Here is a 14,408-nt window from a genome sequence, read left to right as displayed (position 1 = left end):
AAATTTGTGAAATGTCAGTATGATTCACGCCGCCCTTGAAGAATGTCAATTTTTGCCGTCCGAACCGTGCAATGTATTCCAATAAAATGAAAGGCAAATCATGTCTGCGCAATCACAAAACAACCATACATCCCCGTTGGTCGTCTTGACCACGCTGTTCTTCATGATGGGTTTTATTACCTGCATGAACGACATCCTTATCCCTCATTTGAAAGAAATTTTCGACCTGACTTACGTTCAGGCGATGCTGATTCAATTCTGTTTCTTTACCGCCTATGCGGTGATGTCGATTCCCATGGGTACGCTGGTGGGCAAAATCGGTTATAAAAACGGCGTTATCGGCGGCTTTCTGCTGACGGCGGTCGGATGCCTGTTGTTTTATCCTGCTGCGGGCAGCCATTCTTACGCGGTATTTTTGGGCGCGTTGTTTATTTTGGCTTCCGGCGTAACACTGCTTCAGGTCGCCGGTAATCCTTATGTTACCCTGCTGGCGAAACCCAGCAAGGAATCGGCAACGCTGACGCTGGTTCAGGCGTTTAACTCTTTGGGTACGACCATTGCGCCTCAAATCGGCGCGTTCCTGATTCTGGCGGACGCAACCCAAACCGTCAGCAAGGCGGAACAGATTTCTTCCGTACAGATTCCCTATTTGGGACTGGCGGGGCTGCTGATTATCCTTGCCGTTCTCGTGAAAATGATCCGGCTGCCCGACGCGCGCAAAATTGCCGCCGAAGAAAGCGCGCATAACCATGACGGCAAAACCGGCGTATGGCAATACAAACATCTCGTGTTCGGTGCGGCAGGCATTTTCTGCTACGTCGGTGCGGAAGTCTCCATCGGTTCGCTGATGGTCAACGTATTGGGTTATCTGAAAGGGCTGGACCATGCTTCCGCCGCCCATTATCTGTCGTTTTATTGGGGTGGCGCGATGGTTGGACGGTTCCTCGGTTCGGCAGTGATGGCGAAATTCGCCCCCAACCGTTATTTGGCGTTTAACGCATCGGCTGCGGTCGTACTGCTTGCCGTCGCGATGGCGACGGGCAGCGGCAATGCGGATGTGGCGATGTGGTCGCTGCTTGCCATCGGTTTTTTCAACTCGATTATGTTTCCGACGATTTTCTCTTTAGCAACCAAAGGGTTGGGCAAATTCACCAACGCGGCTTCCGGTGTGCTGTGTACCGCGATTGTCGGCGGTGCGGTCGTGCCGGTGATTCAAGGCTGGGCGGCGGATACTTACACCCTGATGTCTTCGTTTGTCGTTTCCGTCATCTGTTACCTGTATATCGTGTTTTTTGCGGTGTACGGGTATCGGGCGGACAAATAATCTTTTTCTTGAGAAATGCCGTCTGAACATCTTTCAGACGGCATTTTTGCGTACCGGTGTTTGCGGCGTGTGTGCCGAGGTTTTAATATTTCAATCCATAAAAGTCTTATATGCCAACAAACAAAAAAATAAAAAATTATATTTCAAAAAAATTAATTTAGATTGAAAAAATTGCCGTTTTGTTTCTGTCCGGCTTTTGTAAAACGCTAAAATGCCGTCTGAAAACGTCGGGCGGATTCGGTATGGTGTGTTAGAATCCGTTAACTTTATATCAAATCGGGCAAAGAATCATGTTTGCTTTCAAATCCTTACTCGATATGCCGCGCGGTGAGGCACTTGCCGTCGTCGTCGCTCTGATTGCCGCGATGGGCTATACCATCATTTCATTGGAGTGGCTGCCGCATATGTCCATTATTGCTGCCATTGTCGTGCTGATTTTGTACGGCTTGGCGCGCGGTTTGAAATACAATGATATGCAGCAGGGCATGATAGGCGCGTTAAATCAGGGTATGGGCGCAATTTACCTGTTTTTCTTCATCGGGCTGATGGTCAGCGCGCTGATGATGAGCGGCGCGATTCCGACGCTGATGTATTACGGTTTCGGACTGATTTCCCCGACTTATTTTTATTTTTCCGCCTTCGCGCTGTGTTCCGTCATCGGCGTGTCCATCGGCAGCAGCCTGACCACCTGCGCTACGGTCGGCGTTGCCTTTATGGGGATGGCGGCGGCGTTTCATGCCGATATGGCGATGACGGCGGGCGCGATTGTTTCCGGTGCGTTTTTCGGCGATAAAATGTCCCCACTCTCCGACACCACGGGCATTTCCGCCTCTATCGTCGGTATCGATCTGTTTGAACACATCAAAAACATGATGTACACCACCATCCCCGCGTGGCTCATCAGCGCGGCACTGATGCTTTGGCTTTTGCCGAATGTCGCCGCATACGATATGGGCAGCGTCGAATCCTTCCGCAGCCAGCTTGAAGCCACGGGATTGGTGCACGGCTATTCGCTGATTCCGTTTGCACTGTTGGTCGTTTTGGCATTGATGCGCGTCAATGCCGTCGTCGCCATGCTCTTTACCGTCATGGTTGCCGTTGCGGTAACGTATCTGCACAGCACGCCCGATCTGCGTCAGCTCGGCGCGTGGTTTTACGGTGGCTACAAACTCGAAGGCGAAGCGTTTAAAGACATCGCCAAACTCATTTCGCGCGGCGGTTTGGAAAGTATGTTTTTCACGCAAACCATCGTGATTCTCGGGATGAGTTTGGGCGGGCTGCTGTTTTCGCTCGGCGCGATTCCTTCCCTGCTGGATGCCGTCCGCAGCTTTTTGACGAATGCCGGACGTGCGACGTTCAGCGTTGCCATGACTTCGGTTGGAGTGAACTTCCTGATTGGCGAACAATATTTGAGCATTCTGCTTTCGGGAGAAACGTTCAAACCCGTTTACGACAGGCTCGGCCTGCATTCGCGCAATCTGTCGCGGACGCTGGAAGATGCGGGGACGGTGATTAACCCGCTTGTTCCGTGGAGCGTGTGCGGCGTGTTCATCAGCCACGCGCTGGGCGTGCCGGTCTGGGAATATCTGCCTTATGCCTTTTTCTGCTATTTGAGTTTAGCTTTGACACTGTTATTCGGCTGGACGGGGCTGACTTTGAGCAAAAAATAAGCGGATAAGCGAAATGCCGTCTGAAACTTGCAACGGTTTCAGACGGCATTTTTATGTTTGGCGGATGGGGCGGATTGAAACAGAAAACGCCCGTACCGTCATTCTAAACTGTGCAGAAACGGCTCTGCTTACTTCACGCGGGTCGCCATCAGGGTGTGCAGGCGGCGGTTGTCGGCGCGGGCGACGGTAAATTGCAGGCTGCCGATGATGACTTTTTCGCCGCGTACGGGCAGGTGTCCCAACTCCTGAATAACCAGGCCGCCGATGGTATCGGCTTCTTCGCTGCTGTATTCCGTGCCGAAGAAGGCGTTGATGTCTTCGATTTCGGTAGCCGCGTGGATGCGCCAGCGTTCGGAAGAAACGGCGTGGATATTATCGGCGCTGTCGTCTTCGTCAAACTCGTCTTCGATGTCGCCGACGATTTGCTCGATGATGTCTTCAAAAGTGACCAAACCCGACGTGCCGCCGTATTCGTCGATGACAATCGCCATATGGTTGCGCTGTTCGCGGAATTCTTTTAAAAGCGCGTTCAGCGATTTGCCTTCGGGCACGAAGACGGCGGGGCGCAATATCGATTTGAGGTGGAACTGCTCGGGGTTGAACATATATTTGAGCAGGTCTTTGGCGTGCAAAATGCCCAAAACTTCGTCTTTGTCTTCGCCGATGACGGGGAAGCGCGAATGGGCGGTATCGATGACGTAGGCGGTGATGCGCTCGATGCTGTCGTTTTCTTTTAAAACGTTCATACGGCTGCGCGTAATCATCGCGTCGCGCACTTCCAAATCAGAAAAATCGAGGACTTTTTCCAACCTTAAAAGCGTATCCGCATCAAAAACTTCCTGCTCGTGCGCCTGCCGAAGCAGGTTTAATACGTCTTCGGCAGAATCGGGTTCGCGGGCGAGTCGGGCAATCAGGCGTTCAAAAAAATTTGTTTTCGGTTGTGCGCCGTCCATTTTAATGTCCGTCCTCTCGGTAGGGGTTGGGATAGCCTGCCGCCCGCATCAGGCGGATTTCTTCGGCTTCCATTATTTCGGCTTCGTCGTCTTCGATGTGGTCGTAGCCCATCAGGTGCAAAACACCGTGTATGGTCAGGTGGGCAAAATGCCGTTCGGGCGTTTTGCCTTGTTCGGCGGCTTCTTTCAAAACGACTTGCGGGCAGATAATCAAATCGCCGTACAGTTTTTCCGAAACTTGGCAGGGCAGGGTTTCGCCTTCGTTGAGTGCGAAACTCAAGACATTGGTGGCGTAATCTTTGCCCCGGTAGTCGCGGTTGTAGGCGCGGGCTGCTTCTTCGTCCAGAAGAATCAGGCTGATGTCTGCGCGGCGGTATCCGCTTTTCAGGGCAGACCACGCCCAGCGGTAAAAATCGTGTTCGCTTGGAAGGTTGGCGGCGGAAGAAGCGTTTTCAAAGTTCAGATGGAAACGTTGCCGCTGCAACGTTAAGAAAGGGTATTTTTTGGCGCGTTTCATTGTGGCGGGTTTCGTGTTTTGTGGGCGTAAATATAACATAGACCTGATGATGCCGTCTGAAGAAACGTTCAAAATATGATAGACTCCACGCCGTTTCCCATCCTTGTGGCACATAAAGATATGAACCCGAAAAAACTCGTCATCGCCAGCCGCGAAAGCCTGCTTGCCATGTGGCAGGCAAAGCATATCCAAGGCCGTCTGAAAGCCCTGTATCCCGATTGCGAAGTCGAGATTTTGGGTATGACCACGCGCGGCGACCGGATTTTGGACAGAACTTTGTCAAAAGTCGGCGGTAAAGGCTTGTTTGTCAAAGAGTTGGAACAAGCCCTTCAAGACGGGCGCGCCGATTTGGCGGTGCATTCGATTAAAGACGTACCGATGGATTTGCCTGAAGGTTTCGCGCTTGCGGCAATCGGCGAACGCGCCAATCCGTTTGACGCGTTTGTGTCCAACCGATACGCGCGTTTGGAAGAAATGCCCAAAGGTGCTATCGTCGGTACATCCAGCCTGCGCCGCGAAGCCCAGTTGCGTGCGCGCTATCCGCATTTGGTGATTAAACCTTTGCGCGGCAATGTGCAAACCCGTTTGTCCAAACTCGATAACGGCGAATACGACGCGATTATCTTGGCTGCCGCCGGTTTGCAGCGTCTGGAATTGGACGGACGCATCCGCATGATTTTGTCGGAATCCGACAGCCTGCCTGCCGCTGGACAAGGCGCATTGGGTATCGAAATTGCCGCGCACCGCGAAGATTTGTATGAAGTTTTGAAACCCTTGAACCACGGTGTTACCAATGCCTGTGTTACCGCCGAACGCGCTTTGGCGCGCGCTTTGGGCGGAAGCTGTCAAGTGCCGCTGGCCGCATATTGCACTGAAGAAAACGGTTTGCTGACCTTGCGCGGCTTGGTCGGTCATCCTGACGGTTCGGTTGTGTTGCAGGCGGACGCGCAAGCCCCTGCCGAATATGCCGACGCGCTCGGACGCGCAGTTGCTAAGAAATTGGCGGACGACGGTGCGCGGGAATTGATTGAGGCAGTATTGAATACGGAAAATTGATTTTATCGAAAATTTATAGTGGATTAACTTTAAACCAGTACGACAAGGCGAGGCAACGCCGTACTGGTTTAAAGTTAATCCACTATACTGTGGCGTTCAAATTTTGAATTTGAGAATGATGATATTCGTATTTTTTATTTGAGTTCATCATATTGGGTTGATTTTGTAGATGTTTTTAGCTTGTTTGAAATTGTTATAGTTTATTGTTTTTTAACAAAAAACAGATGCCGTCTGAACTGGTTAAGGTTCAGACGGCATTTTCATATGGCTGTGCTTTTACAGTACTTTCACGATGCTTTCGCACAGATAATCGATGTTGTCGTCGGTAATGCCTGCAACATTAATTCGGCCGGAACGGACGGCATAAATGGCAAACTCGTTTTTCAGGCGGTCAACTTGTTCGGGAGTCAAGCCGCTGAAAGAGAACATGCCGTTTTGTTCAATAATAAAATCAAAGTCTTGGGTAGCACCTTTGGCTTTGAGCAACTCAACAAATTTTTGGCGCATGGCTTTGATGCGGCCGCGCATTTCATCAAGTTCGGCAATCCATTGTGCTTTCAAATCATCATTTTTCAACACCAGCGCAATGGTGTTCGCACCGTGTGAAGCCGGGTTGGAATACAAGGTACGGATGATGGTTTTGACTTGGCTGTGGGCGCGGGCGGCGGTTGCTTCATCTTCGGCTACCAAAGTGAACGCGCCGACGCGCTCGTTGTACATACCGAAGTTTTTGGAATAAGAGCTGGCAATCAGCAATTCTGTATTGTGTTTCAAGAACACGCGCAAGCCGTAGGCATCTTCTTCCAAACCGTTGCCAAAGCCTTGGTAGGCAAAGTCAAACAGCGGCAGCCAGCCTTTTTCAGCAGAAAGTTTTGCCAAAGCTTCCCATTGTTCAGGCGTAGGGTCGATGCCGGTAGGGTTGTGGCAGCAGCCGTGCAGCAGGACGATGTCGCCTTTTTGCGCTTGGCTCAAGTCTTCAATCATGCCGTCCCAATCCAAACCGTGTTTGGCGGCATCATAGTAGCGATAAGGTTTATCTTGGATACCGACCGCTTTGGCGATGGCGTTGTGGTTTGGCCAGGTCGGATTGGAAATCCAGATGGTTTGCGCGTTCAACTGACGTTTGGCAAACTCAGCCGCAATACGCAATGCACCCGTACCACCAAGGCTTTGCGCCGTTTTGGCGCGGCGGCTGGCGATGATTTCGTGGTCTTTGCCGAACAGCAGGATTTGGGTTTGCTCGTTGTAGTCGGCAACGCCGTCGATGGTCAGGTAGTTTTTGGTGGTTTCGCTTTCCAACAGGCGTTTTTCAGCTTCTTTGACGGCTTTGACGATGGGTGTCGCGCCGGATGCGTCTTTGTACACGCCGATGCCGAGGTTGACTTTTTCGGGGCGGGTTTCGGCTTTGAACGCTTCGCCCAAACCGAGAATCGGATCGGCGGGGGCGGCTTCGATGTGCTTGAAGAACATAGCTTGCTCCTTGATGGGGACGGAAGGTCATTCGGGTTTGCCGATTTTACGCTGTTTTATATGTGCTGGAAACAGCCGTGCCTATACCTGCCCGATATGGGCGAAGGTTTCCCAGTTTGACCGTATGTGTTCAGCAACCAGGGGTAAATCTTGTTCGGTGGCTTCGTAGTATGCGCCGTCCCATTCTTCAAAGTCGGGGAACTGTTTGCGCAGGGATTCGATGTCTGCGCCTCCGTCGGCGAGCGTTTCGATGGTTTCGCCGTGTTTTTCGTAGAGGCTTTTGGCTTTGTCGATGATTTTGGGCGTAATTTTGATTTTCCAGCGGCGGAGACTGTCGGCAAGCGGGTTGCGGAAAATATATTCGCCGTAACCGGAGGCGATGAGTTGCACGAAGCCGCCTTCTTCGACTTGGCTGTCGAGGTAGCAGAATGCGGTCAGCGTGTGCTGGTCGTCGGACAGGCAGGAGAGGGATTCGTCGCCGGTTTGGGCGGTGTGTTCGAGGTAGGCGGAAACGAGGGTGTAGAGCAGGGCGGATGGCTCTTGTTGTTTGATGTTTTCAGGGAGGGTAAGCGCAGTCATGGTATGCCGTCTGAAAAGTGGGGATTATAGCGGATTGTGGCTTTGCGCCGAAAATATCCTTTAGCCTGCCGATGGCGTAAAATGGGCGCACGCCAACCACGCAAAGGAAAATCAAATGGACAATCTGAATACGCAGGAAATTTCCGTGTTGCCGGAAAATCTGCCGTTGTATTGCTCGGGGCCCGACAACGAGCAGTGGAACGGGCATCCGAGGGTGTTTTTGCCTTTGGGCGAAGGAGAATCGGGCAGCGTTGCCTGCCCGTATTGCGGCACGCGCTACCGCCTTGACGGAAAGATGCCGCATCATCATTACGCCTGAATGCAAACGGCGGAAAAATGCCGTCTGAAGCCTTTTCCGGTTTCAGACGGCATTTGTTTGGCGGGGCGGGCTGTTCCGGCACCGGGATTCTGCCCGACGCGCCGCCCTGACGGGGAGCGGCGGTTTCCGTTCCCCGCGTGCTGCCGCTATGGATGGCGGCGTTTCGCCTAGAGGAAGAAAATCATTGCCGTGACGACGGCAATCACGCCGTAAATCGCCATCGGGATAACGGTTTTCTTGATAATCGCACCTTCGGAATTTTTCACGTCCAATACGGTACATACGGCGATGATGTTGTTGAGGCACACCATGTTGCCCATCGCGCCGCCGACGGACTGCAACGCCAAAATCAGGGTAACGGACAGGCCGGTATCCAAGGCGATTTGCTGTTGGATCGGACCGAAGGTCAGGTTGGACACGGTGTTGGAACCGGAGAAGAACGCACCGATCGCGCCCAGATACGGCGAGAAATAAACCCAGTGTTCGCCCGCCATTGCGGCAAATTCCTTACCGATGATTTTCACCATCGAATTGTCGCCGCCGACCAGCATCAGCTGAACCATAATCAGCGCGCCCATCAGGGCAAGCAGCGGTTTTTTGGTTTGATTGAAGGTTATGGCATAAATCGCCCAAGCATCTTTGAATTTGGTCTTATACAGCAGGATGCAGATCCAAACGGTAAAGACAAACGGAATCCAAGCGGGAACGTACAGCGTTTGGTAAGACGCGCTGACATCTTGTCCGAAAATATTGCCGAAGGTAATCGTCAGGGAGTCGCTGACGGTAATTTTGGACAAATCAAACGGCAGTTGGAAGCTGAACCATTCTTCTTTGCTGGTCAAAATGCCTTTGATGCCCAGCTGTTTGATGCGAGTAACTACCAGCATACCGATCAGCATACCTAAAGGGGCGAGTGCTTTGGCGACTTGGGCGAACGGTACTTTTTCGGCATTCGGGTCTTTGGCGTGGTCTTTGCTCAAGCCCCAGCCTTTGTTGGCGGCGAATACGGACACCATCAGACCGATTGCGCCGGCAACCAAAGAAGGAAATTCTTCGTTGACCATTGCCAATGCGACATAGGGAAGGGTACAGGAGAAAACGGCAATGGCGACGAAGCCCAAGTTTTTGCGGATTTCAGACCAAGGTACGATAAAACTCAAGCCGATGACGGGGATGACGAAACCTGCGAAGAAGTGCATCACGCCGGTCTGCCTGCCGATGGCGAGGATGTCTTCGGCACTCAGGTTCAGCGGTGCGAAACCGAACCAAGTCGGCGTACCGACTGCGCCGAAAGAGACGGGGACGGAGTTCATCACCAAAGTGAAAATTGCCACTTTCAATGGGTTGAAGCCCAAACTCATCAGAATCGGCGCGGCAATCGCGGCAGGCGTGCCGAAGCCGGATGCGCCCTCAATCATAAAGGCAAACGACCAGCCGATAATCATCAGTTGCGCTACGGGGTTCGGGCTGATGGTCGCCAGCCATTTGCGGATGACATCGATGCAGCCCGTGGTTTCCATCATACGGTTGAACATAATCGCGCCGAAAATCACGGTAATCGGCGTGAGCGTTTTGACGAGGCCGGAAGCGGCGGTAGCGTTGAGCAGCATTCCCGCATCGCCGAAGTAGAAAAGTTTGATGGCGTAAATCAGCACTGCGGTAATCGGCAGCGCGACGTAGGAAGGCATACTGTTTTTTTTCACCATCAGCCAAATCAGCAGGACGATGGGGAATATGCTGAGGAAAAGTGCCATAACGAATCCTTTTTAGGCATTTGCATCATAAGGCGCGTCGAGGTTTGGAAAGACGTTCAAATCCCGCACACCCGATATTTTGATTAAAAGATAAATTGGTAAGACCAATTATTATGCGTTTGCACACTTTACGTAATCTTATGTAATCGGTCAAGCATTTTATCGATAATGGCTATTAATGCGGGTTAAGGATGGTGATGATGCGGCGGAGGGAGTGTGGGAAAGGGGCGTGTAAAAAAGCCGTCCGAAAGGCTTCAGACGGCATTTTCAGCATTTTTCCAGCGGCACGAATACCGCGCCGTCCCCGTCCACACGGAGGATTGAAGCATAGTCGTTATGCCAGTCGCCCAAAACGATGCGGGTAAAGCCGTTTTCGTGATGGATATGCTCGCGGTGGGTGTGTCCGTGTATCAGCCTTTCCGCGTTAAAGGCGCGAACCTGCCGCGCGGTAAAGGCGGCATTGACATCCATAATATCGGCGGGCTTGACCTGTTTTTCCATTTTGCTGACACGCCTGATTTTGGCGGCAAGGCGTGTGCGCCACTTCAGGGGCAGCATTAGGAACAGTTTTTGCAGCCGCTTCCGATGCACGATTTTGCGGAAACGTTGGTATGCCCTGTCATCCGTACACAGAGTGTCGCCGTGGCAGATGAGGGTTTTGCAGCCGAACAAGTCCAAAACCGAGTAATCCGGCAGCAGCGTCATACCCGCCTGTCGGCAAAAATCCTGACCGATTAGGAAGTCGCGGTTACCCCTGACAAAGAACACGGCAACGCCTTTGTCGGACAATTTCCTGATTTCACGCGCAACCGAAGTATTCAACTCGGAAACTTCGTCATCGCCCACCCAAAAATCAAACAAATCGCCCAAAATATAAACCGCCCGCGCCTGCCCGGCGGCGGAAGAACGTAAAAAACGCAGCAGCAGCGCGGTCAGTTCGGGGTGCTTTTCGCTCAAATGCAGGTCGGAAATGAAATAGGCGGGTTTCATAGGCAGGTTTCCAATCGGGCGGATGTCGGGGCGGATTATAACGCGCCCGGCGGCGGGGCAATACGGCAAATGCCGCGCCAAGCATCGGGCATTGGCGGAACCGGGGTTCGGGCGCGTTAAAAATGCCGTCTGAAGGCTTCAGACGGCATCGCGGGCGTAGGATGCGGTAAGGTTTTGCCGGCAAGATATGGGGTGTGGCGGCGGGATTTCCGTTAAAATACGCTTCTTTTTTATTTTTCCGACCATTATGCGCCTGACCCACATCAAACTCTCCGGCTTCAAATCTTTTACCGACCCGACCACGATTCATGTGCCGGGGCAGCTTGTTGCGGTTATCGGGCCCAACGGCTGCGGCAAGTCGAATGTGATTGATGCGGTACGTTGGGTGTTGGGCGAGGCTTCGGCGAAGCAGCTTCGCGGCGAGAGTATGCAGGACGTGATTTTTAACGGTGCGGCGACGCGCCGTCCTGCGCCGAGGGCTTCGGTGGAGCTGGTGTTTGACAACAGCGACCACAGTTTGCAGGGGGCGTGGGGGCAGTATGCCGAAGTGAGCATCAAGCGGCAGCTGACGCGTCAGGGCGAATCGACTTATTTCATCAACAATCAGACCGTGCGCCGCCGCGATATTACCGATTTGTTTTTAGGTACGGGCGTGGGCGCGCGCGGTTATGCCGTTATCGAGCAGGGGATGATTTCGCGCATCATCGAAGCGCGGCCGGAGGAATTGCGCGCCTATATCGAGGAGGCGGCGGGCGTGTCCAAATATAAGGAACGCCGCAAGGAGACGGAAGGCCGTCTGAAAGACACGCGCGAGCATTTGCAGCGTTTGGGTGATTTGCAGAACGAGTTGGCGCGTCAGGTGGAAAAGCTGGAGAAACAGGCGGAAACCGCCGAACGCTACAAATCCCTGACCGCGCAGTTGAACCAACAACAGGATTTGCTCGATTACGCCCAATGGCAGCAATCGCTTGCCGCCGCCGACAAAGCGACCGCGCAGCATCAGTCTTTGCAGGCGCAGCAGGACGAAACCGCCGCGCAGGTTCAGGCGTTAAACGACGAAGTACATGCCTTGCAGACCGCCGAACAGTCGCAGCAGCAGGCGGTACACGAATTGGGCAACAAACGCGGCGTGTTGCGCGAGCAGATTGCCCGTTTGGAAGAACAAATCCGCCACCGGCAAAACCTGCATCAACGCATCGAACGCGACAAGCAGGCGGCGCAGGCGCAGATGCAACGCATCCATCAAGAGCAGCAGCAAATCCGCGTCAAGCTGGAAGAAAACGAGTTGCAGGTCGAAGAAAAGCAAACCGAGCTGGCGGAATGGGCGATGCAGGTTGCCGAACACGAAGAGCGTCTGCCCGAATTGGAAGAAGCTCAAGCCACGCTCAACGCCGCCTTCCAAACCCGGCAGGACGAGGCAAACCGCATCCGCCGTGAACTGGCGTTGAAGCAGCAGCAGCTTGCCCATGCCGAACAAACCGTTGCCAAGCACGAAGAGCGCAAAGGTCGTCTGAAACAGGAAAACCAAGCCCTGAACCTGCCCGACGAGGCCGAAACCGCCGCCGCGCAGGAAGCCGCCGCCCTGTTGCAAAACCGGCAAGAGCATTACGAAGAACAAATCATCGCCGCCGAAGAAGCCTTACACGCCGCCCGCGAGGCGTTTCAGACGGCCTCAAACCGCTTCCAAAGCCTGAAGCAGCAACACATCACCTTGCAGGCGCAGCAGCAGGCGTTGTCGCAAATCCTGTCGCAACAGCAGGAAGCCGCCGACTTCTGGCAGGCAACCGACTACGCCACCGCGCCGCAACTGTGGCAACACATCACCGCGCCCGCCGAGTGGCAGCACGCCCTGTCCGTCATCCTTGCCGAACGCCTGCACGCCCGTAGCGTGCCGTCAGGCTTCGTGCCGCCCGAACCTTTACCCCAAGGGCAGGCGGCATGGCTTTCAGACGAGCTCTCCGGCGGCATCAAAAAATCCCTACCCGTACAGGCATTGTTGAACCAAATCCAAGCGCAGCCGCCGTTTCAGACGGCATTGCACCACTGGCTCGACGGCGTATTGTGCGCACCCGATTTGAGCTACGCTCTCGCGCATCAAAGCGATTTGGGCGCGCATCAAATCTGGCTCACGCCCGAAGGCCATCAGGTCGACAAAGTCAGCGTCCTGCTCTATGCTAAACCCGCGCAGGAAAGCCTGATTGCCCAAAAAGCACGCCTCGACGGCATCGCGTCCGAACTGGAAAACCTCGCCCCCGAACTTTCCGCCGCCGAAGCCGCGTTCAAACAGGCGGAAGCCGCCGTGCGCTCGTCTGAGACGCAACACAAAAACCTGATGCAGCAGCAACAGCAGCACACGCGCCAATACAGCCAGGCGCAGCAACGCGCCGCCGAACTTCTGGCGCGCACCAACCAAGGGCAAATCCGCCGCGAACACATCGAGCGCGAACTGGCGCAGTTGGCGGAAGAGCAGACCGTGTTGCAACACACGTCCGACGGCCTTTCAGACGACATCGCCATTTTGCAGGAAGCTGCTGCCGAACTCGAACACCAGCAGCAAACCGCCGCGCACAGCCGCCAAGAGCAGCAAGGCCGTCTGAAACAGGCGCAGCTTGCCCTGCTGGAAGCCAACCGCCAATACGGGCTTGCCGAAGTCGCCGTCCACAAGCTCAACCAGCAAAAACAAAACTACCAACAGCAAATCGCCCGACTCGAACAGCAAACCTTAGACTGGCAGGAACGCCAGCAAGAGCTTGCCCTCGCCTATGAAACCGAGTTCCAAAACGATGAGCAGCACATCAAGCTCGAAGAATTAAGCGAAGCCGTACAGACCTTGGATGAAGAATACATCGCCGTGCAGGAGAAACTCGCGCAGATTCAGGAGCAGGGCAGGGAGCAATACGCCCGAGTACAAGCCCTGCAAACCCAGTTGCCACAGCTTCAGGCAGCCACCCAAACCGCCCTGTTGCAGCAGCAGGAAGCCCTGATCAACGCCAAACGCTACCATCAAAACCTGACCGAACGCGCCGCCGATTTGGACGCGCTCGAAGCGTTGGCGAAAGAATCGCCGAAAGTATTGAACAGCAGCATCGGCAGCCTCACCCGGCAAATCGAAGCACTCGGCGCGGTCAACCTCGCCGCCCTGCAAGAACTCGAAGAAGCGCGCGAACGCGACGGCTACTACCGCAGCCAGAGCGAAGACGTGCAGGCCGCCATTACCCTTTTGGAAGAAGCCATCGCCCAAATCGACGACAAAACCAAAGCGCGTTTCAAAGAAACCTTCGATGCCGTCAACGGCAAAGTCCAAACCTTCTTCCCGACCCTGTTCGGCGGCGGCGAAGCCACCCTCAAAATGATAGGCGACGACCTCCTGACCGCCGGCGTGTCCATTATGGCGCGTCCGCCCGGCAAGAAAAACAGCACCATCCACCTCCTTTCCGGCGGCGAAAAAGCCCTCACCGCCATGAGCCTCGTGTTCGCCCTGTTCAGCCTCAATCCTGCTCCGTTCTGCCTTTTGGACGAAGTCGACGCTCCGTTGGACGATGCCAACACCTCGCGTTTCTGCAACCTGGTCAAAGAAATGTCGGCGCAAACCCAGTTCCTCTACATCTCCCACAACCGCCTGACCATGGAAATGGCGGAGCAGCTCGTCGGTGTAACCATGCAGGAAAAAGGCGTGTCGCGCGTCGTCGCCGTGGACATCAAACAAGCGTTGGAAATGGCGGAATCCGTTTGAAAGGCGTATCGGGATGTCAAAAATGCCGTCTGAACAGCGTTCA

General features: G+C 54.0%; 11 protein-coding genes. 5 read left to right on the top strand and 6 right to left on the bottom strand.

Features of this window, described 5'->3' with window-relative positions:
• Positions 1–100 precede the first annotated feature (100 nt).
• Both KEM39_RS02315 and nhaC read left to right on the top strand, forming a co-directional pair.
• Entirely contained in the window at positions 101–1,324 is a 1,224-nt protein-coding gene (locus tag KEM39_RS02315) for an MFS transporter (RefSeq protein ID WP_118997729.1), read from the top strand.
• Between the two features lie 290 nt (positions 1,325–1,614).
• Entirely contained in the window at positions 1,615–2,994 is a 1,380-nt protein-coding gene (gene nhaC, locus KEM39_RS02310; protein ID WP_118997727.1) for a Na+/H+ antiporter NhaC, read from the top strand.
• Positions 2,995–3,122: 128 nt separating this feature from the next.
• Here nhaC and KEM39_RS02305 read toward each other — a convergent pair whose 3' ends face one another.
• On the bottom strand, positions 3,123–3,947 hold the full coding sequence (locus KEM39_RS02305) for an HlyC/CorC family transporter (protein ID WP_118997726.1): 825 nt from the start codon (positions 3,945–3,947) through the stop codon (positions 3,123–3,125).
• 1 nt (position 3,948) lies between these two features.
• The gene (ybeY, locus tag KEM39_RS02300; RefSeq protein ID WP_002240338.1) at positions 3,949–4,464 is read right to left on the bottom strand and encodes an rRNA maturation RNase YbeY; all 516 of its coding nucleotides are present in this window, start codon (positions 4,462–4,464) and stop codon (positions 3,949–3,951) included.
• A gap of 120 nt (positions 4,465–4,584) precedes the next feature.
• On the opposite strand from ybeY, the gene hemC reads away from it, so the two are divergent.
• A complete protein-coding gene (hemC, locus tag KEM39_RS02295; protein WP_211709551.1) occupies positions 4,585–5,520 on the top strand; it encodes a hydroxymethylbilane synthase in 936 nt (311 codons plus the stop codon).
• A gap of 276 nt (positions 5,521–5,796) precedes the next feature.
• Here hemC and KEM39_RS02290 read toward each other — a convergent pair whose 3' ends face one another.
• Complete coding sequence (locus KEM39_RS02290) at positions 5,797–6,990, bottom strand: amino acid aminotransferase (protein WP_118997725.1); 1,194 nt, start codon at positions 6,988–6,990, stop codon at positions 5,797–5,799.
• A gap of 81 nt (positions 6,991–7,071) precedes the next feature.
• On the bottom strand, positions 7,072–7,569 hold the full coding sequence (locus tag KEM39_RS02285; RefSeq protein ID WP_118997724.1) for a DMP19 family protein: 498 nt from the start codon (positions 7,567–7,569) through the stop codon (positions 7,072–7,074).
• Positions 7,570–7,684: 115 nt separating this feature from the next.
• Here KEM39_RS02285 and KEM39_RS02280 point away from each other — a divergent pair, with 115 nt between their 5' ends.
• Positions 7,685–7,888 (top strand): zinc-finger domain-containing protein, encoded by a 204-nt coding sequence (locus tag KEM39_RS02280; RefSeq protein ID WP_211709543.1) that lies wholly within the window; start codon positions 7,685–7,687, stop codon positions 7,886–7,888.
• Positions 7,889–8,055: 167 nt separating this feature from the next.
• On the opposite strand, the gene KEM39_RS02275 is transcribed toward KEM39_RS02280, so the two are convergent.
• Both KEM39_RS02275 and lpxH read right to left on the bottom strand, forming a co-directional pair.
• The gene (locus KEM39_RS02275) at positions 8,056–9,642 is read right to left on the bottom strand and encodes an L-lactate permease (protein WP_118782981.1); all 1,587 of its coding nucleotides are present in this window, start codon (positions 9,640–9,642) and stop codon (positions 8,056–8,058) included.
• Between the two features lie 267 nt (positions 9,643–9,909).
• Positions 9,910–10,632 carry a UDP-2,3-diacylglucosamine diphosphatase gene (gene lpxH / locus KEM39_RS02270; protein ID WP_002230310.1) on the bottom strand — a complete coding sequence of 241 codons (723 nt, stop codon included), beginning with the start codon at positions 10,630–10,632 and terminating at the stop codon, positions 9,910–9,912.
• A gap of 247 nt (positions 10,633–10,879) precedes the next feature.
• On the opposite strand from lpxH, the gene smc reads away from it, so the two are divergent.
• Positions 10,880–14,365: a chromosome segregation protein SMC gene (gene smc / locus KEM39_RS02265; protein WP_211709542.1), complete on the top strand. Its 3,486-nt coding sequence runs from the start codon at positions 10,880–10,882 to the stop codon at positions 14,363–14,365.
• The last annotated feature ends 43 nt before the right edge of the window (positions 14,366–14,408 follow it).

The sequence above is a fragment of the Neisseria sp. Marseille-Q1983 genome, from assembly GCF_018224585.1.
Classification (GTDB): domain Bacteria; phylum Pseudomonadota; class Gammaproteobacteria; order Burkholderiales; family Neisseriaceae; genus Neisseria; species Neisseria polysaccharea.
Note: the sequence above shows the minus strand (reverse complement) of the source record. Positions and strands in the feature narration are given on the sequence as shown.